Origin of the sequence: Mycobacterium shinjukuense (assembly GCF_010730055.1) — a bacterium.
GTDB lineage: Bacteria > Actinomycetota > Actinomycetes > Mycobacteriales > Mycobacteriaceae > Mycobacterium > Mycobacterium shinjukuense.
On sequence record NZ_AP022575.1, the window covers coordinates 2,524,549 to 2,550,740 of the forward strand.

At 67.3% G+C, this 26,192-nt stretch carries 24 protein-coding genes, 1 tRNA gene, 1 other RNA gene and 3 pseudogenes; 17 read left to right on the plus strand and 12 right to left on the minus strand.

Annotated features, from left to right (window positions below):
* Positions 1-3: 3 nt before the first annotated feature.
* A complete protein-coding gene (locus G6N20_RS11360) occupies positions 4-1,623 on the minus strand; it encodes a helicase HerA-like domain-containing protein (protein ID WP_163662942.1) in 1,620 nt (539 codons plus the stop codon).
* 112 nt (positions 1,624-1,735) lie between these two features.
* Here G6N20_RS11360 and orn point away from each other — a divergent pair, with 112 nt between their 5' ends.
* The 3 genes from orn to G6N20_RS21240 all read left to right on the plus strand — a co-directional run bounded on the left by orn (position 1,736) and on the right by G6N20_RS21240 (position 2,978).
* Entirely contained in the window at positions 1,736-2,383 is a 648-nt protein-coding gene (orn, locus tag G6N20_RS11365) for an oligoribonuclease (RefSeq protein WP_083046135.1), read from the plus strand.
* Between the two features lie 44 nt (positions 2,384-2,427).
* Positions 2,428-2,503 (plus strand) — tRNA-His (locus G6N20_RS11370).
* A gap of 259 nt (positions 2,504-2,762) precedes the next feature.
* The gene (locus G6N20_RS21240) at positions 2,763-2,978 is read left to right on the plus strand and encodes a hypothetical protein (protein WP_232065331.1); all 216 of its coding nucleotides are present in this window, start codon (positions 2,763-2,765) and stop codon (positions 2,976-2,978) included.
* A gap of 81 nt (positions 2,979-3,059) precedes the next feature.
* Here the strand turns inward: G6N20_RS21240 and pgm are convergent, their stop codons facing one another.
* On the minus strand, positions 3,060-4,715 hold the full coding sequence (pgm, locus tag G6N20_RS11380) for a phosphoglucomutase (alpha-D-glucose-1,6-bisphosphate-dependent) (RefSeq protein WP_083046232.1): 1,656 nt from the start codon (positions 4,713-4,715) through the stop codon (positions 3,060-3,062).
* 114 nt (positions 4,716-4,829) lie between these two features.
* Between pgm and crcB (G6N20_RS11385) the strand changes: the two genes are divergently transcribed.
* Genes crcB (G6N20_RS11385) through G6N20_RS11395 form a run of 3 tightly spaced genes read left to right on the plus strand, consistent with a single transcriptional unit; the run spans position 4,830 to position 6,705 of the window.
* On the plus strand, positions 4,830-5,228 hold the full coding sequence (gene crcB / locus G6N20_RS11385; RefSeq protein ID WP_083046134.1) for a fluoride efflux transporter CrcB: 399 nt from the start codon (positions 4,830-4,832) through the stop codon (positions 5,226-5,228).
* Positions 5,225-5,599, plus strand: a complete 375-nt coding sequence (gene crcB, locus G6N20_RS11390; protein ID WP_083046133.1) for a fluoride efflux transporter CrcB — start codon at positions 5,225-5,227, stop codon at positions 5,597-5,599. Before crcB (G6N20_RS11385) ends, crcB (G6N20_RS11390) begins: the two co-directional genes overlap by 4 nt.
* Positions 5,596-6,705, plus strand: coding sequence for a DUF190 domain-containing protein (locus G6N20_RS11395; RefSeq protein WP_083046132.1), 1,110 nt, complete (start codon positions 5,596-5,598; stop codon positions 6,703-6,705). Before crcB (G6N20_RS11390) ends, G6N20_RS11395 begins: the two co-directional genes overlap by 4 nt.
* 42 nt (positions 6,706-6,747) lie before the next feature.
* Here G6N20_RS11395 and G6N20_RS11400 read toward each other — a convergent pair.
* A pseudogene (locus G6N20_RS11400) lies at positions 6,748-6,955 on the minus strand (DUF488 domain-containing protein); the annotation flags it as partial.
* Between the two features lie 10 nt (positions 6,956-6,965).
* Positions 6,966-7,886, minus strand: a complete 921-nt coding sequence (locus G6N20_RS11405) for an HpcH/HpaI aldolase/citrate lyase family protein (RefSeq protein ID WP_083046131.1) — start codon at positions 7,884-7,886, stop codon at positions 6,966-6,968.
* A gap of 88 nt (positions 7,887-7,974) precedes the next feature.
* Here G6N20_RS11405 and G6N20_RS11410 point away from each other — a divergent pair, with 88 nt between their 5' ends.
* From G6N20_RS11410 to G6N20_RS11420, 3 genes and pseudogenes are all read left to right on the plus strand, one after another.
* Positions 7,975-8,451, plus strand: coding sequence for an SRPBCC family protein (locus G6N20_RS11410; protein ID WP_083046130.1), 477 nt, complete (start codon positions 7,975-7,977; stop codon positions 8,449-8,451).
* Positions 8,444-10,255 carry a sulfatase-like hydrolase/transferase gene (locus G6N20_RS11415; RefSeq protein ID WP_083046129.1) on the plus strand — a complete coding sequence of 604 codons (1,812 nt, stop codon included), beginning with the start codon at positions 8,444-8,446 and terminating at the stop codon, positions 10,253-10,255. The genes G6N20_RS11410 and G6N20_RS11415 overlap by 8 nt, the downstream gene beginning before the upstream one ends.
* Before the next feature lie 41 nt (positions 10,256-10,296).
* Positions 10,297-10,721: pseudogene (locus G6N20_RS11420) on the plus strand (hydrogenase).
* Here G6N20_RS11420 and G6N20_RS11425 read toward each other — a convergent pair.
* Entirely contained in the window at positions 10,702-11,520 is an 819-nt protein-coding gene (locus G6N20_RS11425; protein ID WP_083046128.1) for an LLM class F420-dependent oxidoreductase, read from the minus strand. The pseudogene G6N20_RS11420 and the gene G6N20_RS11425 sit on opposite strands and share 20 nt — an antisense overlap.
* 152 nt (positions 11,521-11,672) lie before the next feature.
* Positions 11,673-12,482 carry an oxidoreductase gene (locus G6N20_RS11430; RefSeq protein ID WP_083046127.1) on the minus strand — a complete coding sequence of 270 codons (810 nt, stop codon included), beginning with the start codon at positions 12,480-12,482 and terminating at the stop codon, positions 11,673-11,675.
* A gap of 93 nt (positions 12,483-12,575) precedes the next feature.
* On the opposite strand from G6N20_RS11430, the gene G6N20_RS11435 reads away from it, so the two are divergent.
* The 4 genes from G6N20_RS11435 to G6N20_RS11450 all read left to right on the plus strand — a co-directional run bounded on the left by G6N20_RS11435 (position 12,576) and on the right by G6N20_RS11450 (position 16,725).
* Positions 12,576-13,163, plus strand: coding sequence for a TetR/AcrR family transcriptional regulator (locus tag G6N20_RS11435; protein WP_083046126.1), 588 nt, complete (start codon positions 12,576-12,578; stop codon positions 13,161-13,163).
* Positions 13,164-13,522: 359 nt separating this feature from the next.
* Positions 13,523-14,410 carry an Rv3090 family protease gene (locus G6N20_RS11440; protein ID WP_083046125.1) on the plus strand — a complete coding sequence of 296 codons (888 nt, stop codon included), beginning with the start codon at positions 13,523-13,525 and terminating at the stop codon, positions 14,408-14,410.
* On the plus strand, positions 14,410-16,122 hold the full coding sequence (locus G6N20_RS11445) for a patatin-like phospholipase family protein (RefSeq protein ID WP_083046231.1): 1,713 nt from the start codon (positions 14,410-14,412) through the stop codon (positions 16,120-16,122). The genes G6N20_RS11440 and G6N20_RS11445 overlap by 1 nt, the downstream gene beginning before the upstream one ends.
* Positions 16,123-16,164: 42 nt before the next feature.
* A complete protein-coding gene (locus G6N20_RS11450) occupies positions 16,165-16,725 on the plus strand; it encodes a DUF732 domain-containing protein (protein ID WP_083046124.1) in 561 nt (186 codons plus the stop codon).
* On the opposite strand, the gene G6N20_RS11455 is transcribed toward G6N20_RS11450, so the two are convergent.
* From G6N20_RS11455 to G6N20_RS11465, 3 genes and pseudogenes are all read right to left on the minus strand, one after another.
* Positions 16,670-17,635 (minus strand): DUF808 domain-containing protein, encoded by a 966-nt coding sequence (locus tag G6N20_RS11455; RefSeq protein WP_083046123.1) that lies wholly within the window; start codon positions 17,633-17,635, stop codon positions 16,670-16,672. The two genes, G6N20_RS11450 and G6N20_RS11455, sit on opposite strands and share 56 nt — an antisense overlap.
* A gap of 182 nt (positions 17,636-17,817) precedes the next feature.
* A pseudogene (locus G6N20_RS11460) lies at positions 17,818-18,230 on the minus strand (LLM class flavin-dependent oxidoreductase); the annotation flags it as partial.
* Positions 18,227-19,387 (minus strand): acyl-CoA dehydrogenase family protein, encoded by a 1,161-nt coding sequence (locus G6N20_RS11465; protein ID WP_083046122.1) that lies wholly within the window; start codon positions 19,385-19,387, stop codon positions 18,227-18,229. The gene G6N20_RS11465 and the pseudogene G6N20_RS11460, both read right to left, overlap by 4 nt.
* Positions 19,388-19,716: 329 nt before the next feature.
* On the opposite strand from G6N20_RS11465, the gene G6N20_RS11470 reads away from it, so the two are divergent.
* The 4 genes from G6N20_RS11470 (at position 19,717) to G6N20_RS11485 (ending at position 23,025) form a co-directional block, all read left to right on the plus strand.
* Positions 19,717-20,853, plus strand: coding sequence for a glycoside hydrolase 5 family protein (locus G6N20_RS11470; protein WP_083046120.1), 1,137 nt, complete (start codon positions 19,717-19,719; stop codon positions 20,851-20,853).
* Positions 20,854-21,038: 185 nt separating this feature from the next.
* Positions 21,039-21,878: an SH3-like domain-containing protein gene (locus G6N20_RS11475; protein WP_083046119.1), complete on the plus strand. Its 840-nt coding sequence runs from the start codon at positions 21,039-21,041 to the stop codon at positions 21,876-21,878.
* Between the two features lie 50 nt (positions 21,879-21,928).
* Positions 21,929-22,633 carry a thiocyanate hydrolase subunit gamma gene (gene scnC / locus G6N20_RS11480; protein WP_083046118.1) on the plus strand — a complete coding sequence of 235 codons (705 nt, stop codon included), beginning with the start codon at positions 21,929-21,931 and terminating at the stop codon, positions 22,631-22,633.
* Positions 22,634-22,653: 20 nt separating this feature from the next.
* Positions 22,654-23,025 (plus strand): thiocyanate hydrolase, encoded by a 372-nt coding sequence (locus tag G6N20_RS11485; RefSeq protein WP_232065332.1) that lies wholly within the window; start codon positions 22,654-22,656, stop codon positions 23,023-23,025.
* Between the two features lie 45 nt (positions 23,026-23,070).
* Here the strand turns inward: G6N20_RS11485 and lipY are convergent, their stop codons facing one another.
* From lipY to G6N20_RS11500, 3 genes are all read right to left on the minus strand, one after another.
* Positions 23,071-24,708 carry a triacylglycerol lipase LipY gene (gene lipY / locus G6N20_RS11490; protein ID WP_083046117.1) on the minus strand — a complete coding sequence of 546 codons (1,638 nt, stop codon included), beginning with the start codon at positions 24,706-24,708 and terminating at the stop codon, positions 23,071-23,073.
* 190 nt (positions 24,709-24,898) lie between these two features.
* Positions 24,899-25,266: a transfer-messenger RNA gene (ssrA, locus tag G6N20_RS11495) on the minus strand.
* A gap of 79 nt (positions 25,267-25,345) precedes the next feature.
* Positions 25,346-26,191 (minus strand): maleylpyruvate isomerase family mycothiol-dependent enzyme, encoded by an 846-nt coding sequence (locus G6N20_RS11500; protein WP_083046116.1) that lies wholly within the window; start codon positions 26,189-26,191, stop codon positions 25,346-25,348.
* Position 26,192: the final 1 nt, after the last annotated feature.

Genomic DNA, 26,192 nt, shown 5'->3' on the forward strand with positions numbered 1-26,192 from the left:
GCATCACTTCCGGCGGCGGCGCCCGGTGCCGAAGATGCTGCGGGTGATCTCGCGTGCGGTGGTGTTAAGGACGCTCTTGACCGTCGGATTCTTGAGTATCTCCTCCCACACCCGGGGGCCCTGGGGCTCCGCCGGAGCGGGCATCGGCGGAACTTCAAAATCGTCCGGCCAGGGCAGCGGATCGTACTGCCCCCTCGGGGCCGGGGCCTCCGGGGCCGGGGCCTCCGGGGCCGGGGCCTCCTGCGCCGGCGCGAGTTTGGCGCTCAGTATCTCGTGGGCGGATGGGCGGTCGATGGTCTGGCCATATACGGCCTGCAACGAGCTTGCCTGGGCCGCAGCGCCAATCGCCTCGGCGCCGATCGCACCCATCAGCGACCGTGGCACCCTCATGCGGGTCCAGGCGACCGGTGTCGGCGCACCCTTCTCCGAGAGCACGGTGACGACGGCCTCGCCAATGCCGAGCGACGTCAGCGCGGACCCCAGGTCGTAGACATCGGTTTTCGGATAGGTGCGGACGGTCCTGCCGAGCGCCCTTTGGTCATCGGGGGTAAATGCCCGCAGCGCATGTTGAATGCGGGCGCCCAGCTGGGAAAGGACGTCGTTGGGCAGATCCGTGGGCAACTGGGTGCAGAAGAACACCCCCACGCCCTTGGAGCGAATCAGCTTGACGGTCTGCTCGACCTGTTCGAGGAAAGCCTTGGAGGCGTCGGTGAACAACAGGTGCGCCTCGTCGAAGAAGAACACCAGCTTGGGTTTGTCCAGGTCGCCCACCTCGGGTAGGAACGTGAACAGGTCCGCCAGCACCCACATCAGAAAGGTGGAGAACATCACCGGGCGCAGGGATTGGCCGCCGCTGAACTCCAGCAGCGAGATGATGCCGCGGCCGTCGCCATCGACACGCAGCAGGTGCTCGGGTTTGAGTTCCGGCTCGCCGAAGAACGTGTCAGCGCCCTCGGCTTCCAGGTTGACCAAGGCCCTCAGGATGACGCCTGCCGTGGTAGCAGACACCGCCCCAAGGGATTTCAGCTCGGCTTTGCCCTCGTCACCGATCAGATAGCTGATGACCGCACGCAGATCCTGCAAATCCAGCAGCGGAAGTCCCCGCTGATCTGCCCAGTGGAAGATCAACCCCAGCGTCGATTCCTGAGTAGCGTTGAGCCCCAACACCTTTGCCAGCAGAATCGGGCCGAAGCTGGAAATGGTTGCCCGCACCGGAACCCCAACCCCACCGGTACCCAGCGACAGGAACTCCACCGGGAACGCCGTCGGCGACCAATCGTCGCCGGTGTCCGTCGCGCGCGCGGCGGTCTTGACGTTGGGTTCCCCCGGGCGGGCCAAACCGGACAAATCGCCCTTCACGTCGGCCATCAGCACCGCCACACCGGCCGCGCTGAGCTGCTCGGCGATCAGCTGCAGCGTCTTGGTCTTGCCGGTTCCGGTGGCCCCGGCCACCAGGCCATGGCGGTTGATGGTGGCCAATGGAATGCGGATCCGCGCGGTCGGGTCGGGCTGGCCGTCGACGACGACCGTGCCCAGCTCCAAAGCCTGGCCGTCGACGGCGTAGCCGGCCGAGATCCGTTGCGCGGGCCCGCCACGCCCACTCTCAGCCGATTCGGTGCTCATCGTGCCGCGTCCCCCTTCCCGGGTGGCCACCCGTGCCGTACCGGCACCGCATCACACTACTTGCCAGGGTGTGGCAGTGGCGACGGCTGACGTGGGCCTACGCTTGAGCGCTGTGCGTGACGAACTGGTCTGGATCGACTGCGAGATGACCGGCCTCGACGTGCGCTGCGACCAGCTGATCGAGATCGCAGCCCTGGTCACCGACGCCGATCTGAACATTCTCGGCGACGGAGTCGACGTGGTGATCCACGCCGACGACGCCGTCCTGTCGTCGATGATCGACGTGGTCGCCGAGATGCACGCGCGTTCCGGGCTGATCGACGAGGTGAAGGCGTCGACGGTCGACCTAGCGACCGCCGAGACTATGGTGCTCGACTACATCAACGAGCACGTCAAGCAACCCAAGACGGCCCCGCTGGCGGGCAACTCGATCGCCACCGATCGCGCGTTCATCGCCCGCGACATGCCCACACTGGACTCGTTTCTGCACTACCGGATGATCGACGTCAGCTCGATCAAGGAACTCTGCCGACGCTGGTACCCCAGGATCTACTTCGGCCAGCCGGCCAAGGGGCTTACCCACCGGGCGCTGGCCGACATCCACGAATCCATCCGTGAACTGCAGTACTATCGGCGCACCGCATTCGTGCCGCTACCAGGGCCCTCTACCAGCGACATCGCGGCGATCGTCGCCGAACTTTCGGACGGGGCCGGCGCGCCGGAAGATGTCGATTCGGCCGAGGCGCCCCCGAGCGGCTAATATCGACGTCGCCGCTCGTTGACCCCACGGGGCCGGCGGCCATGGTGAGTGTAGTTCAGTTGGTAGAGCACCAGGTTGTGATCCTGGGTGTCGCGGGTTCGAGTCCCGTCACTCACCCCACAGGCCGGGATGGCGTTGGTGCGACCTCGCGGCGATGTCAGCGGCCAACAGCGCAGCACACATCCAGGCGATGTTGACCTTGCCTCGAGGGCACATGCCGCAGCGCGCCACCGTGTATTGGTGCCGGTGTCGCCGCGCCTGAATTTCTTCACCCCGACCAAAAGCCCGTCGACTACCACCACCGCGACCGGTCGCCGCAAGCGTGTCTATGACCAGCCGGCCACCCGGTGGCAGCGCCTGCAGGCATCCGGCGTCCTTGATGCCCAACAGCTTTCATGTGGCCGGCACATGTACACAGGGCGGGGCTGCTCGAATCGAGGGGATCAACCAGGCCGGCCTGACCCGCCAGATCCACACCATCCAAATGCGGCTGCTGGACCTGGCCAAGGCCAAGACCCAGGCCCTCGCCGCCGCCCGCCACATCGACCTGCAAGCATCGGTCCCGTCAACCAACCGATTGGCCAAGGCGAAGTGACGCAAGCCCCACGCACTCAGCATGCGTGAGGCATCAGCCCACCCTTCGCGCTCACAATTACGTGAGGCACCTCGACTCAGGTCAACCGGGCCCGCACCCGATCACTCGACAGACCACCTCGCGGGCGGTCTGCTGCACCTGGGCCAGGTGCTCTGGCCCCAGAAACGACTCCGCGTAGATCTTGTAGACGTCCTCAGTGCCCGACGGTCGGGCGGCAAACCACGCGTTGGGCGTGGTCACCTTGAGCCCGCCCAGCGGCGCACCGTTGCCCGACGCGGCGGTCAGCTTTGCGGTGATCGGCTCCCCCGCCAGCTCGGTGGCGGTGACCTGCTCGGCCGACAGCGTGGCCAACCGGGCTTTCTGCGCACGGTCGGCGGGCGCATCGATCCGCGCGTACGACGGCGTGCCGTAGTGGCCGGCCAGCGCCCGATACCGCTGCGACGGTGTGGCGCCGGTGACGGCCAGGATCTCGGCGGCCAGCAACGCCATGATGATGCCGTCCTTGTCGGTGGTCCACACCGCTCCGTCGCGCCGCAGAAACGAGGCCCCGGCCGACTCCTCGCCGCCGAAGCCGATCGTGCCGCCAATCAGGCCGTCGACGAACCATTTGAACCCCACCGGGACCTCGATGAGCCGGCGTCCGATGCCGGCGACAACCCGGTCGATGATCGAGGAGCTGACCGCGGTCTTGCCGACGGCCAAGGCCACCGGCCAGGACGGCCGGTGGGTGTAGAGGTAGTCGATGGCCACCGCCAGATAGTGATTCGGGTTCATCAGGCCCTCGTCGGGGGTGACGATGCCGTGCCGGTCGGCGTCGGCGTCGTTGCCGGTGGCGATCTGGTAGCGGTCGCGGTTGCCGAACATCGTTCGGATGAGCCCGGCCATCGCGTCGGGCGAGCTGCAGTCCATCCGGATCTTGCCGTCGGTGTCCAGCGTCATGAACCGCCACGTCGCATCCACCAAGGGATTGACCACCGTCAGCTCCAGACCATGGCGCTGGGCGATCTCTCCCCAGTAGTCGACGCTGGCCCCGCCCAGCGGGTCGGCACCGATGGCCACCCCGGCCTCGCGGATGGCGGCCACGTCGACCACGTTCGGCAGGTCGTCGACATAGCTGGCCAGGTAGTCGTGGCGGTGCGCAGTCTGCAGTGCGCGGGCCAGCGATACCCGTTTCACCGCGGAGCCGGCACGCAGAATCTCGTTGGCGCGCTTGGCTATCGCGTTGGTCGCGTCGCTGCCTGCCGGGCCGCCGTTGGGCGGGTTGTATTTGAAGCCACCATCGCACGGCGGGTTGTGCGACGGGGTCACCACGATCCCGTCGGCCAGCGCCGCGCTGCGCCCGCGGTTGTAGGTCCCGATGGCGTGGCTGATCGCCGGTGTCGGAGTGTAGCGGTCGCGGGAGTCCACCACCGCCAGCACTTCATTGGCGGCCAGCACCTCCAGCGCCGACACCCATGCCGGCTCCGAAAGCCCATGCGTATCCCGGCCGATGAACAACGGACCGGTGATGCCCCGCGCCGCGCGGTACTCGACGATGGCCTGGGTGATGGCCAGAATATGGGCTTCGTTGAACGCTCCGTTCAGCGCCGAGCCGCGATGCCCCGACGTGCCGAAGACCACCTGCTGGGCCACGTCGTCGGGGTCGGGTTGCCGCGTGTAGTACGCCGTGACCAGGTGGCACAGATCGACCAGGTCCTCGGGCTGGGCCGGCTGGCCGGCTCGCGGGTGGGCCACCATGGCTACCCATTCTGCCCCGTAGTGGCTGCCGCGGGCTTCCTCGGTGACACGTCGGTCCAACCCAGGCATTACGCTGCGAAGGCGCGCCAACGGCAGACCGGAGGGAATTCACCAGTGGCAAACCACGATTACCGGGAATTGGCGGCGATTTTCGCCGGCGGAGCGGTGGGCGCCCTGGCCCGAGCGGCGCTGGCCACCCTCGCCGTCCCCGACCCGGCGCGGTGGCCGTGGCCGACGTTCACCGTCAACATCGTGGGTGCGGTTCTGGTGGGTTACTTCACCACCCGATTGTTGGAGCGGTTGCCGGTGTCGAGTTATCGACGCCCGCTGCTGGGCACCGGATTGTGCGGCGGGCTGACCACCTTTTCGACGATGCAGGTCGAGACGCTCAAGATGATCGAACACGGCCATTGGGCCTTGGCCACCTGCTACACCGTGATCAGCATCGCGTTGGGCCTGCTGGCGGTCCATCTGGCCACGGTCTTGGTGCGTCGGGTCCGAGTGCGCGGATGACGGCGGCAACGGCGCTCGTCTGGGTGGGCGTCATGCTCATCGGCGGCATCGGGTCGGTGGCGCGCTTTCTGGTCGATCGCACGGTCGCCCGCCGGATGGCGCGCGCGTTTCCGTACGGCACGCTGACGGTGAACATCAGCGGCGCCGCGCTGCTAGGGTTTCTCGGCGGCCTGCTGCTGTCCAAGGACGTGACCTTGCTGGCCGGCACCGCGTTCGTCGGCGCCTACACCACGTTTTCCACCTGGATGCTGGAAACCCAGCGCCTCACCGAAGAGCGTCAACTGCCGGCGGCGTTCGCCAACATCGCCGTCAGCGTGCTGCTCGGTCTGGCCGCGGCGCTACTCGGGCAATGGATCGCGGAGCAGCTATGAACCAGCCCTGCCTGAAGTTGACCGCGTACTTCGGCGAGCGGCAACGCGCGGGCGGACGAGCCCGGGGGTTTCTCGCCGACGCGATGCTGGATCTGTTCGGCGCCCACGACATCGCGACCAGCGTGATGTTGCGCGGCACCACCGGTTTCGGCAGCAAACACGTGCTGCGCTCCGACGAGTCGCTGAGCTTGTCCGAGGATCCACCGGTGACCATCGCCGCCGTCGACGTCGAGTCGAAGATTCGCTCCCTGGTCGACGAGGCGACCGGGCTGGTCGACCGCGGGCTGGTGACGTTGGAACGGGCGCGCCTGGTCACCCGGGACATCGGCGCCGACGCGCTCAACGACGTCGACGACCGGACGGGCGACGCGGTCAAACTCACGGTCTACGTCGGCCGCCAGGTGCGGATGGCCGGCAAGCCGGCCTACTACGCCGTCTGCGAGCTGTGCCACCGTCACGGATTCGCCGGTGCCACAGTGCTTCTCGGAGTCGACGGGACCGCCCATGGCGAGCGCTACCGGGCCCGTTTCTTCGGCCGCAACGTCAACGTCCCGCAGATGATCATCGCCATCGGGACGGCGGCGCAGGTTCGCACCGCCGCGACCGAACTCGCCGCCACGCTGCCCAACCCGCTGCTGACCGTCGAACGGGTGCGGCTGTGCAAACGCGACGGCGAGCTGTTCGCCCGCCCACAAGAGCTGCCGCCGACCGATAGCCACGGGCGCGCCCTGTGGCAGAAGCTCATGGTGCACACCGCCGAAGCAACCCGCCATCAGGGGCAGCCGATCCACCGCGCGCTGGTCGATCGGCTGTTGCAGTCCGAGACGGCGCGCGGCGCGACCGTGCTGCGCGGCATTTGGGGCTTTCATGGTGATCATCAACCGCACGGGGACAAGCTGTTTCAACTCGTCCGTAGGGTGCCGGCGACCACCATCATCGTCGATACACCCGAGGCCATCGCGCGTAGTTTCGCCGTCGTCGACGAGCTGACGACCCGCCACGGGCTGGTAACCAGTGAGATGGTCCCGGCGGCGATGTCGGTCACCGGGTCGCCGGCTGGACCCCAACGGACCGGCGAAGCCACGCTGGCGCAGTACGACTACTGACGGCCAGCACGTCGGGCGTCCACGCGGGTGGCGGTGACCAAGGGTGATGACGCCGCGCCGGGTCAGCGTGCGCGGTTCGTCGAACGCCGGGTTGCCGGCCAGTTCAGCCTGGTATCGCGACACGAATTCGTCGAACCGTTCGGGCTCGTGGTGGTACCACTCGCGCAGCTCTTGGGACGGCGCGACCTCCCGGCACCAGAGGATCGACATCGTCATAGACCCGAGCGACCCGGATCCGGCTGGCACTCATGAATAGTGCCTCAGTAGTGATAGGTGTCTGTCGGAGCGGGCATGTGCACCGGCTCGTCCTCGAAGTCGGACACTTCGATGCCGTAGGACCGGGCCAAATCCAGGATCTTGGTGGCCCGGGCGATGCGTGGCAGATCCGACCCGTTGCGGATTTCTCCCCCGTCGCGTTCGAACTCGGCGAAAAACTCTTTCGCCCAGCAGATTTCGTCCTGTGAGGGGGACAGTCCCTCATTCACCACGGCGCACTGGTCCGGCGAAAGGCAGATCTTGCCGGTCATCCCGAACTCGAGGGACACCGCCGTGGCCTCGATGAGCTTGAGCGCGTTGGAGCCGATGGTCGGCCCATCGATCGCGCTGGGCAGGTTGGCCGCCCGGGAAGCGATGGTGAAGCGCGACCGCGCGTAGGCCAGGGTGCCCGGATCTTCGCCGAAGCCGGTGTCCCGGCGGAAGTCTCCGATGCCGAACGCCAGCCGGAAGGTGCCCTTGGCGGCGGCGATCTCGGTAACGCGTTCCAGACCCCGGGCCGTTTCCACCAGCGCCACGATCGGCACGTTAGGCAGCCGCCTGGCGGTCTCGGTGACGTGGTCCACCGACTCCACCATCGCCAGCATCACCCCACCCACCGAGCTACCGGCCAGCGTGGCGATATCGTCGGCCCACCAGGGGGTGCCAAAACCGTTGATGCGAACCCAGTCCGCGTTGCCAGCGCCCAGCCACCGGATGACGTTGTCGCGGGCGGTGTTCTTGTCCTTGGGAGCCACCGCGTCCTCGATGTCAAGAACGACGATGTCGGCGCGAGAGCGCGTGGCGGCCTCGAACCGGTCGGGATGCGCCCCGTTGACCAAGAGCCAACTCCGGGCGAGAACCGGATCGAGGCGTGAGCCGACGTCGGTGGGATCCGCCGCATCGGCGATGTTGACCTGGTCATACATTGAGGTGGTCTGTCTCCGTCGGTGGTGCTGGTATTCCTAAACCGTAGCGGCGACCTAACCCGACCGTCACGGCCACCTGCCTTTGGTGATGATGTTGGATGGCGGAGTGGCAGACATCAGCCGCAGCCGGACGGTGCCGGCCGAGCCGCAGGCCGTCTGGGACATCCTTGCCGACTTCGGCGCGCTGGCCTCGTGGGCCGGCGGCGTCGACCATTCCTGCGTGCTCAATCACGGCCCCGACGGCACACCGGTGGGCACCACCCGCCGCGTCCAGGTGGGCCGCACCGCGCTGGTGGAGCGCATCACCGAGTTCGATCCGCCCGTCACGCTGGCCTACGCCATCGAGGGCCTGCCCGCCCGGTTGGGCAAGGCCGCCAACCGGTGGACGCTGCGCCCAGCGGGTGCCGCGGGCGCGGTGACCCTAGTGACGTTGACCAGCATGGTCGAGATCGGCGCCGGCCCGCCCGCTCGAATGGCCGCATGGGTCGCGCTGCGCGTGCTGGCCCACCGGTCCGACGCCATGCTCGCCGGACTGGCACACCGATTGGAGAATGCCCATGCCTGACCGCCCCGACATCGTCGTCCTGATGACCGACGAGGAACGCGCCGTGCCACCCTACGAGTCGGCCGAGGTGCTTGCCTGGCGGCAGCGCACCCTGACCGGCCGCGGCTGGTTCGACCGGCACGGGGTCAACTTCACGCGGCATTACACCGGGTCGCTGGCGTGTGTGCCCAGCCGCCCGACGATTTTCACCGGCCAGTACCCGGACCTGCACGGGGTCACCCAGACCGACGGCATCGGCAAGCGATTCGACGATTCGCGGATGCGCTGGCTGCGCGCCGGGGAGGTGCCGACCCTGGGCAACTGGTTCCGCGCGGCGGGGTATGACACCCACTACGACGGCAAATGGCACATCTCGCACGCCGACCTGCTCGACCCGGCGACCGGCGGATCGCTGGCCACCAACGATGACGACGGCGTCATCGACCCGGCCGCGGTGCGGCGCTACCTGGACGCCGACCCGCTCAAGCCCTACGGCTTCGCCGGATGGGTGGGCCCCGAACCGCACGGGGCGGGTTTGGCCAACAGCGGATATCGGCGCGACCCGCTGATCGCCGACCGCGTCGTCGCGTGGCTGAACGACCGGTACGCGCGGCGTCGAGCCGGTGACCCCGCGGCGCTGCGACCGTTTCTGCTGGTGGCCAGCTTCGTCAACCCGCACGACATCGTGCTGTTCCCGGCCTGGGTGCGCCGCAGCCCGCTGCGGCCCGGCCCGCTGGACCCGCCGCACGTACCGGCGGCGCCCACCGCCGGTGAGGACCTGTCAACAAAACCGGCCGCACAGATCGCCTTCCGGGAGGCGTACTACTCCGGGTACGGACCGGCGCGCGCGATCGGCCGCAGCTACCAGCGCAACGCCCAGCGCTACCGCGACCTCTACTACCGGCTGCACGCCGAGGTCGACGGGCCGATCGACCGGGTGCGCCGGGCGGTCACCGACGGCGGATCGACCAACGCCGTGCTGGTGCGCACGTCCGATCACGGGGAGCTGCTCGGGGCGCACGGCGGCCTGCACCAGAAATGGTTCAACCTGTACGACGAGGCGACCAGGGTGCCGTTCGTCATCGCCCGCATCGGGGACAACGCCACCGAGCCGCGTACGGTCGACGCGCCGACGTCACATGTGGACCTGGTGCCGACGCTGCTCTCCGCGGCCGGTGTTGACGTAGACGTCGTGGGCGCAACCCTCGCGGAGTCGTTCTCCGAGGTGCACCCGCTGCCCGGCCGCGACCTGATGCCGGTGGTGGCCGGGGCGCCGGCCGACGCGCATCGGGCCGTATATCTCATGACGCGCGACAACGTGCTCGAAGGCGACACCGGCGCGTCGGCGGTTGCCCGCCAGCTGGGGCGCACGGTGAACCCGCCCGCGCCGCTCCGCATCAGGGTGCCCGCACACGTGGCCGCCAACTTCGAGGGGCTGGTGGTGCGGGTCGACGACGCCAACGTCGTGGGCGGCGCCGGGCATGTGTGGAAGCTGGTCCGCACCTTCGATGACCCGGCCACCTGGACCGAACCCGGTGTGCGCCACCTGGCCAGCAACGGCATCGGCGGTGAGGCGTATCGCACCGATCCGGTGGACGACCAGTGGGAGCTCTACGACCTGAGCGTCGACCCCACCGAGGCCGAAAACCGGTGGACCGACCCCGACCTGCACGAGCTGCGACAGCACTTGAGGATGCTGCTCAAACAGCGGCGGGCAGCGTCGGTGCCGGAGCGCAACCGGCCGTGGCCGTACGCCGAGCGGCAGCCGCCAACCGGGGAGCGGGAGGGCGTGATCGGCCGGGTGTTGGGGCGCTTCGGGCGCTGATCGCAGACCCGCACGCCGGCCCGCGCCGACAGAGTTCTGCCATGCCGACACTGCTATTCACCCTGGGATTGGTCCTGTTCCGGCTCGGCCTGCTCACCGGGTGCATCGTCCCGGCACTGCAGAACCCACGGATGGCGCTGTCGAGCCACCTGGAAGCGGTCCTCAACGGCATGTTCCTGGTGCTGCCGGGCCTGCTCTGGTCGCACATCAGCCTGCCAACGCATGGGAGGTGACCGCGGTGGTGTTCATCGTGTACGCCCGGTATGCGAACTGGCTGGCGACGCTGCTGGCCGCGGCCTGGGGCGGGCCGCAAACTCGCGCGGATCGCGACGGGCGACCACCGGGCGTCGGCGGCAAAGGACGGATTCGTCAGTTTTCTGTTGTTGTCCCTTGCGGTGGCGATCGTGGCGGCGTGGGCATCGTCCTCGTCGGGCTGCGACGGGTGACTACCCGAGTTCGGCCGTGAGCTGGTCCAGATAGCGCAGCGTCTCGTCGCGCGGCAGGGTCGGCAGCTCCAGCAGCACTCGCTCCACCCCCAGATCCCGGTAGCCCGCAACGGCTTTCGCCGTCTGTTCGCCCATTTGGCAGACGGTCGCCGGCACCTCGCGGCCGGCCATGGCGCGCAGATCCGCTAGCGCAGCCGAGAGCGCGTGCGGTGACGGGCTGATCGCGATCCAGCCGGCATTCAGCCGGGCGATACGCTGAAAACTTGCCCGGCCGCCGCCCAGATACAGCGGCGGGTATGGTTTGGTCAGCGGCTTCGGCCAACAGAAGATCGGGTCGAAATCGACGAATTCCCCATGGAACTCGGCCCGCTCCTGGGTCCAGAGCTCGATCATCGCGCGCAGCCGCTCGTCAGCCACCCGGCCGCGCACCGCGGGATCCACTCCGTGGTTGGCAACCTCTTCGCGCAACCAGCCCACCCCGGCACCGAAGACAACCCGTCCCCCCGATACCAGATCGAGCGAGGCCACCTGTTTGGCCGTGTGGATGGGATCGCGCTCGGGGATCAACGCGATACCCGTGCCCAAAACCAGCGTCTGCGTTGCCACCGCCGCCGCCGTCAACGCCACGAACGGATCCAAGGTGCGGTAGTACTTCGCCGGAATCGGGCCGCCCGCCGGATAGGGGCTCTGGGTGTTGACCGGGATGTGCGAGTGCTCGGCGAGGAACAGCGACTCGAACCCCCGCTGCTCGAGCGCGGCAGCCAGCTCCGCCGGGCCGATTCCCTCGTCGGTGACGAACGTCAGGACACCGAAACGCATGCTTGCTCCCAATTTTGACTCCGACTAACGCGATGCCCTCCCGCGGACCATAATGGGCGGCTCGTTGCTCGACGACGCGTTCGCCATAGGCCGAGCGTACCGATGCCAGGCGCAACAACTGACCACCCTGCCCTCGGGTGACGGCCGCTAGGCTACAACTTGTTCGCTTTGCGAATTCCCTTGTCCAGCAACACGGCGGGGGCGAACTTTCGCAGCAGCGACAGCCGACGCGCTAGGGGTCCGGCCGGATACCGCAACTTCGGCGTACCGCTGGTCGCCGCCTTCAGCACGACGTGGGCAACCACCGCTGGATCATCCCCGAGGCGCACCGCTTCGGTGAGGACTTGTCGGACGTGCTCCCGAGTGGTCGCGTAGCTGTCGATCGGTGAATCGGCATCGACCGCGTTGGCCTCGAAGGAGGTGTTGGTGTAGCCGGGTTCGACGACTGCGACTCGCACGCCGAAGTCGCGGGTTTCATGGTCGAGGGATTCCGAGTACCCCTCGACGGCATGCTTTGAGGCTGCGTATAACGCACCATAGGGCGCCGGCAGGAATCCCAGCACCGAGCCGATGTTGATGATGCGACCGCTGCCTTGCGCACGCATATGCGGCAGCACCGCACGGGTCAGACGCACCAGCCCGAAGAAATTGGTGTTGAAGAGCTGCTGCGCCTGGGTGATCGAACTCTCCTCGGCGGCACCGATGACCCCAACACCGGCATTGTTGACCAAGACGTCGATGCGACCCGCCCGCTGGACAACGGTTGAGACGGCTGCGGTAACCGACGCGGCGTCGGTGACATCGAGCCGTACCATCTCCACCCCGGGGATAGGTTCCGTGTTGTTTGGATTCCTGCTGGTGCCGAAGACCTCAAAGCCCTTTGCCGCGAAGGCATTCGCCGCGGCCAGGCCGATTCCCGAGGAAACGCCGGTAACCAAAACCACGGGTGATCGTTGATTCATTTCTGCTCCTAGTAGACCGAACGGTGTACTTCTGCCCCGGGCAACGCTACCCCACTTGACAGCCAATGTAAACCGCTCGGTATACTTCTGGTGATGGGCAAGCAGCGGGCGACGAATAAGGGCGGCCGTGGCGCGCGCCAGCGCATCCTGGACGCCGCTGCCGAGTTGTTCTACCGGGAGGGCATCAACGCCACCGGCGTTGAACGGCTCGCGACCGAATCGTCGGTGTCCAAACGGACTCTCTACCAACATTTTCCAAGTAAGAGCGCAATGGTGGAGGAATATCTGCGCAGCATCGAGCCACGTGTCGGGGCTCTCGTCCAACTCGGGGCGCACGGTGGCCATCAAACGCCACGCGAGCGACTACTGGCCCTCTTCGTCGTTCCCGGTGCCGGCCACGCGCCGGTGCGAGGCTGTCCTTTCCACAATGCGGCCGTCGAGGCAGCCGGAGCCATGCCGGGCGTTCAACAAATCGTTCGCGCAAACAAGCGCAACTTCATCGATGGACTTGCTGAGTTGGCCAAGCAGGCAGGCGCCGTCGACCCGCGACTACTGGGCAACCAGCTGGCCGTGCTCTACGAAGGTGCGGCCGCACTGGCCACATCGCTAGACGACCCATCGCCGTGGCCGCAAGCTCGAACGGCAGCCGAGACACTGATTGACCAAGCGCTCGGGCAGTGAGGGTCGGGTTGGAGCCGTGCTTTCCAGGATGACGAGGAAGCGTCGCCGTGATCGAGGCCGGACCGGCGGGTTGGTCGCCGCGCGGCACGGTCGATCGATATGGCGGGCAGCCTAGCGACCCTTGGATGAATTCCCAACCTGGTCAGTGGGCGTAGGCGATCGGTGACCGTGACACGCCGAACGTGCAACCACGGCGGCATCGCCCGGCGTGTCCCCGCCACCAGTGCACATTCGGCGCAGCCAGTGCACGCTCGGCGCGGAGTTAGCCGCCTGAGCGGTCGCGCCAAGCCGAGACAACTGCGGCACCCGGGCCCGCCTAGTCTTCCCCTAGACCCAACGGCAGCAGAAGGAGTCTAGGGATGACGTGGCAGATCGTCTTGTTCGCTATGTGCTTGATCGCTGCCGGGGTCGCGGCATTGCTGTGGGTATTCACCGAGAATGACACCACGCGCCGCCGCGGGAAGACGGTGACACTTGCCGCCCTGTCAGCGGCGGTGCTGTTTTTTCTGTTGGGCTGCTTCACCATCGTGGGCACCCGCCAAATCTCGATCGTCACCACCTTCGGCCGCCCCACCGGGGTGAGTCTGAACAACGGTTTTCACGGCAAGTGGCCCTGGCAGATGACCCACCAAATGGACGGTGCGGTGCAGATCGACAAGTACGTCAAAATGGGCAACCATGACGAGCGCATCATGGTGCGGCTGGGCAATCAATCCACCGCGCTGGCCGACGTCAGCATCCGATGGCAACTCAAGCAGCACGCCGCACCCGAACTGTTCCAGCAGTACAAGACCTTCGACAACGTGCGGGTCAACCTGATCGAACGGAATTTGTCGGTCGCGCTCAACGAGGTGTTCGCCGCGTTCAATCCCCTAGACCCGCAGAACCTCGACGTGTCTCCGCTGCCCTCGCTGGCCAAGCGCGCCGCCGACATCATGCGCCAGGACGTGGGTGGCCAAGTTGACATCTTCGACGTCAACGTGCCCACGATCCAGTACGACCAGGGCACCGAGGACAAGATCAACCAGCTCAACCAGCAACGCGCCCAGACCTCGATCGCGATCGAGGCCCAGCGCACCGCCGAGGCCCAGGCCAAGGCCAACGAGATCCTGTCCCGCTCGATCAGCAACGACCCCAACGTCGTGGTGCAAAACTGCATTACCGCCACGATCAACAAGGGGATCAGCCCGCTGGGTTGCTGGCCGGGCAGCTCGGCGCTGCCCACCGTTTCGGTCCCCGGACGCTGATGGGCAGGCAGATTCCGTTCGCCGACGCGATGCGTGACCGCTTCGGCCGCCGCCAGGCCGCGCTCCAGCCGTTCGAGGAGATCGACGAGATCGATGACGAGACCCGGGACACCGACGCCTCGCTCGACACCGTCGACCTGCCGGCGGCCGAGCCGGCGCTGCTGCTGCAGAAGATGGAGAACCGCCTCGTCCGGCACCACCTGGCCCACCCGGACGTGCTCAGCGACGACGACCTGCGCAAGCTGCGCTACATCCTCAACTTCGCCCGGCTCGCCGACTTCGAACCCGGTGCCGCGGGCCCGGGCTCAAGGCGCGGGCGCGGCGACATCTCGGTGGGCCCCGAAGTTGCGCCGTGGCGGTCCAGGGTGACCGACGCGCTCTACGGTCCGCTGCGCGAGGAGCCGGATCCGGTCGAGGCGCTCAAGGCGGCACGCAACGTGCTGGACGCTTTGGCCGCCGACCAGGACGACCAGCGGCAAGTGCTCATCCAGCGGCACGGGAATGACTTCTCCGCCGCCGAACTGGATGCCGAGGTGGGCTACAAGAAGCTCGTCACGATCCTCGGCGGGGGCGGGGGGGCGGGCTTCGTCTACATCGGCGGCATGCAGCGGCTACTCGAGGCCGGCCAGCTGCCCGACTACATGATGGGTTCGTCGTTCGGGTCGATCATTGGCAGCCTGGTGGCCCGGGCGCTCCCGGTGCCGATCGAGGAGTACGTGCAGTGGGCCAAGACGGTGTCATACCGCGCCATCCTCGGACCCGAGCGGCTGCGCCGCCGGCACGGCCTGGCCGGCGTCTTTGCGCTGCGGTTCGACCAGTTCGCTCGCGCCCTGCTCAGCCGTGAAGATGGCGCCCGGATGCGGATGTCGGACCTGGCAATCCCGTTTGACATCGTGATCGCCGGTGTGCGCAAGCAGCCTTATGCGGCATTGCCGTTCCGGTTCCGCCACCCCGAACTGGCGGCACTGCAGGGACGTTCGTTTCCGTTCCTTCCGATCGGCATCGGGCCACGGGTCGGGGCACGCATGTGGCAGGTGGCGGCGTTCATCGATTTGCGGGTGGTCAAGCCCATCGTCGTCAGCGGCGACGACCCGGCAGTTGACTTCGACGTTCTGGACGCGGCGTCCTTCTCATCGGCCATTCCCGGTGTGCTGCACCACGAAACGAGCGACCCACGCATGGTCGCAATCCTCGACGACCTGTGCGCCGACCGGGAGATCGCCGCACTGGTCGACGGTGGCGCGGCCAGCAATGTCCCGATCGAGCTGGCGTGGAAGCGAATACGCGACGGCAAACTCGGCACCCGCAATGCCTGCTATCTGGCGTTCGACTGCCTGCACCCGCAATGGGATTCGCGGCACATGTGGCTGGCCCCGATCACCCAGGCGGTCCAGTTGCAGATGGTGCGCAATCTGCCCTACGTCGATCATCTGGTGCGATTCGAGCCGACCCTGTCGCCGATCAACTTGGCGCCGTCGGTCGCAGCCATCGATCGGGCGTGCGAGTGGGGGCGCAACAGCGTCGAGGAGGCGATTCCGATTACCGCGGCGCTGTTGGAGCCGACGTGGTGGGAGGGCAATGCCCCGCCGGTCCCCGCCGCGGCCCCCGCGGTTCGGGCGACGTCGGTGGCCTCGTCGATGAGCTCTGTGATGGCCGCGATTCAGGTGCCGACAAGCCGGTTCAAACGGTGGCGCGACCGTCGCCTGACCTGAGGCGAGCCGGCCGGTTTTCGCGACGCTGGCTACCATGACGGCATGGTCGAGCCGGGTTCGGCTGCCGATGACACCAGCGCACTGCACGGCGGGGAAACCGCTGCGGTGCCCAATCCCACACCCACGGATGCCGTTGAGGTCGCATGGTCGCGCGACGATGGCCGCGACTTCCCGGCCGAGCCGGTGGCGGCCCCGGAGTCATGGCGCTCCACGATGGGGCGAGCCGCTGCCCTGCTCCTGGTGGGTCTGGGGTTGGCGGGGGCGATCATTGCCGGGCATTGGGCGCTCACGAGATCACCGACTCCCACTGAGGCCGCGCCGCCGCCGGTCGGTCCCACCGCGTCGGCGACATCGTCGGCGTCGGCCGCCACCATCAGCTCCACACCAGACCAGGACGGTCAGTACATCCAGGCCCTCAACGACCGAGGCATCTCGGTGGCCAATCCCGAGGCGGCCATCCACAACGGCAAGGTGGTCTGCCAGAACATTCGCCAAGGGATGACGGTGGCGCAGGTGGTGGCGGAGTTTCGGGCGAGCAACCCCGCGCTCAGTGACGATGCCACTGCCTACGTGGATATCTCGATCCGCGCGTACTGCCCGTAGTCCGAGCGGCCTGGAACAGGTGCGCCAGCGCGACCGCCACCGCTCCGACGACCACTCCAATCCCCGCGGACACCCCGGTGTTGACCAGCCAGGCCAGCACGTCACCGACGGACCCGCACGCGTGGCCGACCCGATCCTCGGCGTGGTGAACCAAGCCGTACGGGCTGTGCCAGCCGAGGCGGTCGCTGCCCACCAGCAGGATGTGGCCACCCACCCACAGCATCGCCACCATCCCGATCGCTGAAATCGCCGAGAGCAGCTTGGGCATCGCCGCGACGAGGCCCCGGCCGGCTCGCCGCCCGACTCGGGAGGCGGTCTGGGTGAGGCGCAGCCCGACGTCATCCATCTTGACGATGGCGGCCACCACGCCGTACACCGCGGCGGTGATGGCCACGGCGACGACGGCCAGGATCACCAGCCGCGGCAGCAACGGCTGGTCGGCCACCTCGTCGAGGGCGATCACCATGATTTCGGCGGACAGGATGAAGTCGGTCCGGATCGCCCCCGCCACCATGTGGCGCTCGGTGGCCGGCGGCACCGCGGGCGTGTCATGACCGGCGATGCCGCCCCACAACTTCTCGGCGCCTTCATAGCACAGGTAGGTGGCCCCGAGCAGCAAGATCGGGGCCAGCAGCCACGGGACGAACTGACTGAGCAGCAATGCGCCGGGCAGAATGAACACGAGCTTGTTGCGCAGCGAGCCGATCGCGATGCGTCGGATGATCGGCAGCTCGCGGTCGGCGGTGATCCCGTGGACGTATTGCGGCGTCACCGCGGTGTCGTCGATGACCACCCCGGCGGCCTTGGCGGTGGCGCGACCGGCGGCGGCGCCGAGGTCGTCAACGCAGGCGGCGGCCAGCCGCGCCAGGGCCGCGACATCGTCCAGCAGTCCGAACAGACCCGCACTCATCGCGTCCCCGTCATCGCGATCGAGGTTACCGGCCGCCCCGTCGAGCCGAGCCGATCAGCCCGGTCGGCCGCCAACCGCGGTGGTCACCGCGCGCAGGCTCGCGTGGCCCCCCGGATCTTCGGCGGTGGCGGGCACCACCGCCACGCAATCGGCGCCGGCTTGGCGGTAGGCACCCAACCGGTCCGGCCGAGGTAGTCGACCCGGGTGCCGGCCAACATCACCCGCAGGCATTCGATGGTTTCGCGCATGACCGACAGGTGGTGCGCCCATCGCCGGTCGTGCCAACCGGTCACGTGGCCGGGCTGGAGGCTCCCAACGCGATGTCAACCCGGTTGCCGGTCAGGGCGGCCACCGAACTCACCCCGAGCGCCAGCGCCACCGGGCCGCGAACGCCAACGGCCAACGGCCCGATCTTCAGCGGCATTTCGGGCGCGCGCAGCCCAATCGCGGTCGCCAACGCGAACGCGTCGAAGGTGGCCATTTCGCCGATCCACACCGCATCGACGCCGGCGTCCGACGCCGCGCGCGCCACATCGATTGCCTCCAGGCCGGGCCGGTCAAGCCAGAACGGGACGGCGAGTTCGACGCCGCTCACAGCGTCGACACGTCGGCGGTCTGGTCGAGCAGGACGCGGCCGGGCAGTTCCCGCGATGCCTCGTTGACCTGGAAGTGGGCGGTGGCGGTGAACGCGTCACGGAACCGACGCTGCAGCGGTGAGCTGTCGTAGATCGCGCTGCCGCCCGCCAGGTCATACATGGCGCGCACCACGTCGGCCGAGGTCCGCACCGCGTGCGTGGCCGCCAGACGCAGCCTGTTGCGCATCGCCAGCGGCACCGGGTCGGCATCGTGGCTGGCCTGCCAGGCCTGCGCGATCGCCTCGTAGAACAGCGCGCGAGCGGCGCCCAGCGCCGACTCGGCCGTCGCCACCGTCGCCTGGGTCGCCGGACGTTGCGCCAAGGTGCGCGTGGACCCCAGCGCTTGCTTTATGCCGGCCAGCTCGACGAGGTCGTCGATGGCGGCGCGCGCATTGCCCAGCGCGGCCGCGCCGATCGACAACGCGAAGAACCCGAACACCGGGAAGCGATACAGCGGCCGGTCCACGGTCGGCCCGTCGAACACCGAGAACACGCGGTCGGCGGGCACGAAGACGTCGTCGGCAATCGTGTCGTGGCTGCCCGTGCCGCGCAGGCCCAGCGTGTGCCAGGTGTCGAGGATCGACAGCTCGTCTTTGGGCAGCGCGACGACGGACGGCACCCGCCGCTCGTCGACGAAACAGCCGGCGAACATCATGTCGGCGTGGTCAATGCCGCTGCAGAACGGCCAGCGCCCGGACACCACGACCCCGCCGTCGACCGATCTCGCCGCGCCGCGCGGCGCCCACACCCCCGCGGCGACACCCCGCCCACCGCCGAACATCTGCTGGCGGCTGGACGCCGGCAGGTAGGCGACCAGCAGTGCGCTGGTAATCGCGATCGACACGCACCATCCGGCCGACGCGTCGCCGCGGGCCACCGCTTCGGCGCACCGCAGCGCCGACCCGGGCGCCAGCTCCAGCGCGTCAACCTCGCGCGGCATGGTGGCGCGCAGCAGCCCGGCCTCGCGCAGCCGGGCCACCAGCTGGTCGGGAAGTCGGCGGTCGCGGTCGATCTGCGCTGACAACTCGTGGGCCGAAACCGCGATCCGCGCGGCGACGATCTCGACGTCGCTGTCGGCTGTGCTGGGCGGCGCGGCGATCGGGTCCGGCTGATTCATCGGGGCTCCTGGTAACGGTGACCGGCTCAGTGAACCATGCCGCCGCCGATCCCGACGATCTGTCCCACCGCTTCCCGAGCACCGCGGGCACCGGCTCACCAAGGCCGGCCGCGCGCCACCACATCTCCGGCGAGCTCGCCGATCCACGCCTGCTCAATGCCCATGGCCGTAAGCGCTGTGACACAAAACAATCCGGCCTGGGCGGGCGAGCCCGGAAGCCGGCCGGCGATAACGATTCGCAACCTCGGATTGTTGCGAATCAATAAGCAACGCGGAACACGTCGCGAAGCTAGGCTGAACAGATAGCTCGCGAAACTTATCGTCACCTCGTGCACCGTCGAACGGCACTCAAGCTGCCGCTGCTGTTGGCGGCGGGAACGGCACTGACCCAAGCGCCACGTGCCTCGGCCGAGGCGGGCCGGTGGTCGGCTGATCGCGCCCATAGCTGGTATCAAGCGCACGGTTGGCTCGTCGGCGCGAACTACATCACCTCAACCGCCATCAACCAGCTGGAGATGTTTCAGCCGGGCACATATGACCCCCGGCGCATCGACGCCGAGCTGGGTGTCGCCCGGTCCCACGGGTTCAACACGGTGCGAGTCTTCCTGCACGATCAGTTGTGGGCCCAAGACGCCCACGGCTTCCAGGGCCGTCTCGCACAGTTCGTCGCCGTCGCCGCGCGGCACGGCATCAAACCGCTCTTCGTCTTGTTTGACTCCTGTTGGGATCCGCTACCCAGGCCGGGTCGTCAGCGCGCGCCGCGACCCGGGGTGCACAACTCCGGTTGGGTGCAAAGCCCGGGCGCCGAACGCCTCGACGACCGCCGCTACGGCGCCGTTCTGCACGGCTATGTCACGGGAGTGTTGAGTCAGTTCCGCAACGACGATCGCGTGCTGGGTTGGGATCTGTGGAACGAACCCGACAATCCCGCGCGGGTGTATCGCAAGGTGGAGCGGAAGGACAAGCTCGAGCGGGTCGCGGAGCTACTGCCCCAGGTGTTCCGATGGGCGCGTGCGGTGGATCCGAGTCAGCCGTTGACCAGCGGCGTCTGGCAGGGACACTGGGGCGATCCCGGGCGCCGCAGCACGATCAGCGGCATTCAACTCGACAACGCCGACGTGATCACCTTCCACAGCTACGGACCACCGGCGGACTTCGAGGCCCGGATCGCCGAACTGGCCCCGCTGGGGCGGCCGATCCTGTGCACCGAATACCTAGCGCGGTCGCGGGGCAGCACCGTTGAGGGGATCCTGCCGATTGCCAAGCGGCACAACGTCGGTGCATTCAATTGGGGTTTGGTGGCCGGTAAGACGCAGACGTACCTGCCGTGGGATTCGTGGGATCACCCGTACCCGGCGCCCCCGAAGGTCTGGTTCAGCGACCTCCTCCAACCCGACGGGCGGCCCTACCGCGACAGCGAAATGCAAACCATCCGGGGGCTGACCGGCGTGCAAAGCCAGGATTGAACGGCACCCGCATCCCGACGCCGTGCGCGCCAAGCGCCCTGGCGCACGGCGTTGCCGAACCGGTGTCCTGGCGCGAAGCGTCTGTTCTACCTCAATGTCGTTGACGCCGCGTATGATTACTCGGTCCGACCATCGAAGCAACGCAACCCGCGTCACCCCCGTCCACACAACTTTGCTAAGGTCTCATGCCTACCGCCGCAGAGCGCGCAGCTCACCTCGATCTGGTGGCCCGACTCAAGTCGGCCTATCCCGAACTTCCCGATGCGCCGACTCCCGATCTGCTCGATCACGAGCGCTTCACCGCATATCTGAAGACCGTCCATGACGTTGGCGGTGAGCCCGATGCCCCGATGACGTACGAAAACAAGCAGTACGAGCATTGGGAGCACATGACCTATGTGACCTGTGAAGTCCTTGCGTGGCGGGGCATCTGGCTGTCGGAGGAGCGTCGCCGGATCGGCAACGTCGACGTGGGGCGGGCAATCTATCTGGGGTTGCCGTACTACGGTCGCTGGCTGTTGGCCGTCGCGCGTGTGCTGGTGGAGAAGCATCACATCAGCCTGGGTGAGCTAACCGAACGGATGGCCGAGGTCAGGGCCCGTTATGCGGGTGGGCTCCACGGAAAAACCTTGGAGGCCAAGCCGAAATTCGAGGGTGACGGTTCGCGGGTTAAGCGCAACGCGCATCACCGGCACGCGGTCGGAAAGGGTGACCCACAGGTATACGCCGGTCAGGCCGGGAAGCCGAAATTCGCGGTGGGCGACCCCGTGGTAGTGCGCGAGCTGCCCGTCCTCTTCTATACCCGCACCCCGGAATACTGCCGCGGCGCCCAGGGCGAGATAGCATCCGTCGCCTACGAGAGCCCCGCGGCCGAAGACGAGACCTGGGACCGTCCCGACGCAAAGCCGGAATGGTTCTACATCGTGCGGTTCAACCTCTCCCAGCTATGGCACGGCTACACCGGCACGACAACCGACACCCTGCAGACCGAAATTCCCGAACGCTGGCTGGAAGCAGCCGGCTGAACCGGGCCCACACGCTTCCCGCAACTGACACCGTCCGAAGAGGGATTCACATGACTGACCACGAGCACGACCATGAGCGCACGGTTGCCCCCGTGGTCGACGAGATCACCGACTTCGAAGTACTGGAGATCGCGCTGCGCGAATTGTGCATCGAGAAAGGTATTTTCACCGCCGAGGAGCACCGGCGCTTCACCGAGTTCGCAGAGCAGATCAATCCCGCTCCCGGCGCCCGCCTGGTGGCGCGGGCGTGGCTCGACCCCGAATTCAAGAAGCTCGCACTCACCGACGCGCTGGCCGCCAGCAAAGAGGTCGGCGTCGACTGGTTCGAACCCACCGGTTTCGGCACGCCCAGCGACTTCACCGCGTTCCAAATCCTTGAAGACACCGCCACTGTGCACCACGTGATCGTCTGTGCCCTGTGCTCGTGTTACCCCCGGCCAATTCTAGGCAACTCTCCGGAGTGGTACCGCACTCCCAACTACCGCCGCCGCATGGTGCGTTGGCCGCGTCAGGTGCTCGCGGAATTCGGGCTTTATCTGCCCGATGACGTCGCTATCCGGGTCGAGGATTCCAACCAGAAACACCGGTTCATGGTGATGCCGATGCGCCCGGAGGGCACCGACGGCTGGGACGAAGACCGGCTGGCCGAGATTGTCACGCGTGACTGTTTGATCGGCGTCGCACTGCCGAAGGCGGGCGTCACCACCAACGTGATCACCGACACCCGTCCCGCGATCCACCCGGCCGCCGATTGATTGCCGATCGAGGAACCGTCATGAGCGAGACCGCGGACTCCGGCCCGATCGAGCAGATCACGATCGCGTCATTGCGCAACATCGCCGCAAGCGACCAGGTCTGGCCGCGCGTGGCCGCCAAGTACGGCGTCGAGAATCCCCTGCCGCCCTGGAAGACCAGTTTGGATGGTCTTTGCGACGCCCTCGACCGCGCCGCAGGCAACTTCGACATCCCCGACGTCAAGCAGCGTCGGGATGAGGAGGATGTCTTGTCGGCAACCATCTATTCCAGGCTGCCCTATCCGGAGAACCAGCTGGTCTCGCTGGCTCACTCCCTCGTCGCCCGCGGTGTCATCGACGAGGCCGAGCTGGAACAACGGCTCGCCAGCGTGCGCGCCCGGCTACAGGCCTAACCGGGCGGGAAGTCGCGTGCGCGGTCGGCCTTGCCGGACACGCGATCAGGCAATACCGAGTTGCTGGTTGATCTGCGGGAGGTATCGCACACCGTCCAGCGTGAGCAGAACCCAGTCGTGAATTTGGCCGTTGGCCAGCACGAAGCTGATCGGGGCCCCTTGGGTTGCGGCCGCTTGCTGCAGGACAAACACGTCGGGTGCGAGGATGTCCAGGTTGCCCGCGTAGACATACGTCGGCGGGAGTCCGCTCAGTGACCCATGCAGCGGACTCACCCGGTAGTCGTTCACCGGAAGATTGCCGGCCCACACCCTGCCGATCTGTTGCGCGGGCCCAACCGGGAGCAGTGGATCGGCGACGAACGCAATGTGTGGATTGGTCATTCCGACGTCCAGCCACGGGGACAGCAGAACCATCGACTCCGGTACGGGCTCACCCTGGACCACCAGGTGTTGGACGGCCGCCAGCGCGAGGTTGCCGCCGGCGGAGTCGCCGATCACGCTGACGTTGGATGCCCCGTGTTGAGCGATTTGTGTGGAGATCAGGCCAGCCATTGCGGGTACCACCGTGCCGGCGGTGCCTCCTTGCTGCAGCAACGGGTAAATCGGCACTTGCACGGTCGCGCCGGTCTGGTGGGCCATCACCGAGTAGTTGATCCAGTGCAGGAATGAGGGCGGTAAGACGAACCCGCCACCGTGAATGGCAACCACATATTCGCCGGTCGGATGAGCCGGCGTGATCTGCACCACGCTCATCCCGTCGTATGTGCTGTACTGAACGGTCTGTCCCAGCAGCACGTTCAACAACGGTGGCGGGGAGTTACCGAGAAACCACGACAGCGGCGGGATGTCGCTGGCAATCAGCGCCAACAGTGGCGAACCTGGCCCGGATAATTGAGTTTCGAGTCCGGACAAACCCATCAGGGGTTTCACCGGGTACAACGCAGCGATTTCCAATCTGGTTGCCAGTGAGGGCGTGCCGGTGAAGGTCCCATCCTGCGTTGCCGGGAAGGCCGGGGCGGCCGGCGCCCCCAAGATCTCAGTGAGCAGCGTGGTGGACACCCGGGCGAATCCGGTGGCCACCGTCGTGGGGGCCAGCCGAATTTCCTGCTGAACCGCGGCGAAACCGTTGTCGACAGCTTTGGCGAATTCGCCTGGCAGATTTTCCAGCGCTTGCCCCCACGACCCCAACTGCGCGACCGTTGCCGACGCACTGGTGTGATAGCCGCTCATCACGGCGACATCCTGAGCCCACATCTGCTCATAGGCGGCCTCGGCAGCGGCGATCGCCGGGGCGTTTTGGCCGAACAGGTTCGACATCACCAGCGACACCAGCTGCCCGCGATTGGCCGTGATCAATCCGGGGTGCACGATCGTTGCCAGCGCTGCCTCATAGGCGGCCGCCGCCGCCCGGGCTTGGGCAGCCGACTGTTCGGCTTCAGCGGCCGCCCCTGCCAGCCAATCCACATACCGGGCGGCCACCGTCGTCATGGACGCCGACGCCGGGCCTTGCCAAGCCTGGCCCGCCAGGCCTGAGGTTATCGAGCTGAATGCGCTCGCCGTCGAGCTCAACTCACTGCCGATCCCGTCCCAGGCCGCCGCCGCCGCCAGCATCGGCCCCGCACCCGGTCCATCAAGCAGCAGCAGCGAATTGACCTCAGGCGGCCACGCCAGAAAGCTCGTCACTGCTCCCCCTTATCAGCCGTTCCGCAGCCCCTTGCAGCAACGTACCTCCTCCCCGTCTCGGAGGAAGCGTTTCCGGAGCCGCCGTTTCGGTCATCGAAGCCAACGGGCAGGCGTGGACGCGCGCGCTGGGAGCGGGCGATGCTGATGGCGATGAAACCGGTCCGAACCTATGACATGACCAGCTATTTCTTGGTGGAGCTGCCGGGAATCGAACCCGGGTCCTACGGCATGCCCTCAAGGCTTCTCCGTGCGCAGTTCGCTATGCCTCTGCTCGGATCTCCCGGTCACGCGAACGAGCCGAGATGACGATCCCAGTCGCTGTTGGTGTCCCGATGAGTCCCGCGACCGGACTCGTCGGTGGATCCCTCTAGCTGATGCCAGGGTCCGGGTCGAGGGCGTTCCCGGTCTGACAGACTAGCCGTCGCTTAGGCAGCGAGAGCGTAGTCGCGCTGATGTGAATCGGCGCTTATTTGGTTACAGCGACGCTTACGGTGGTCTCTTGCCTGCACCGGCACGCTTCCCTTGATTCGATGCGCGAAGTCGAAACCGTTCAGCCCCTCGCATCGCCCGCCGACCTTCGGCGGGATAATCAATGGTACGCCGCTATCAACAACCGGCAACGCCATTACCTTCCCGATCAGATCACGAAGTTAAGGTGCCCGACGATGTGTGTGGCCAGGTCTTTGTCGCCGCCAAGCTCGATGTCCTGGCTGCGGGCCGGGCTCATCGGACGACCGCCGGCCAGCCTGGTGAACTGCAGCCCGTCCAGCCGGATCATCGCCGTCGGCCCCAGCCCGGCGAAGCCGTCGACCACCCGCGCCCGACCGTCGACGCTGACGTGAATGTCGCGGGCCAGCGGGCCGGTCAGCTCGAACAGGACGCGTGAGCCGTCGGGCGCGTTGGCGCGCTTGCCGACGACGTACCCCATGCTGGCCGAGATTTCATCGAGAGCCAGTTGTGCGGCGCGCCCGCCGAGCTCGTGGTCGGCCGACGGCCGGTGCAAAGCCTGGAGAATGTCCTGCTCGTGCATCCAGCAGTCAAAGACCCGGATGCGCATGAAACGCGCGTAGCTATCAGCGCCCGCCGGGGTCTGGGTCGGCGCGTTCCACTCGTCATCCGAGAGGCTCGCCAGGGCCTCGCGCCGAGTGTGGGTCACCTCGCGGAACCGCGCAAGCAGAGCACCGCCCGATTCTCCGCTGAGATGGCGCACCCAGCATTCGTTCATCACTCCGATGGGGTTGCGCACGTGTTCAAGCGTCGTGACGTCGATGTCGGGCTCCGGAGCGCCGATGCCGGTCAGGAACGACTCGGTGCCGACGATGTGCGACACCACGGCCTTGACATCCCAACCGGGCAGCGGACTTCTCGCCCGCCAGTCCGACTCGGCCAATCCGTCCAGCAGCGCATCGAGGGAGTCCCATACCGCGAAAAGCCCCGCCAGCACGTCGGACTTGTCGAGCTCGGTGAGGGGGCGGGTGGCCATG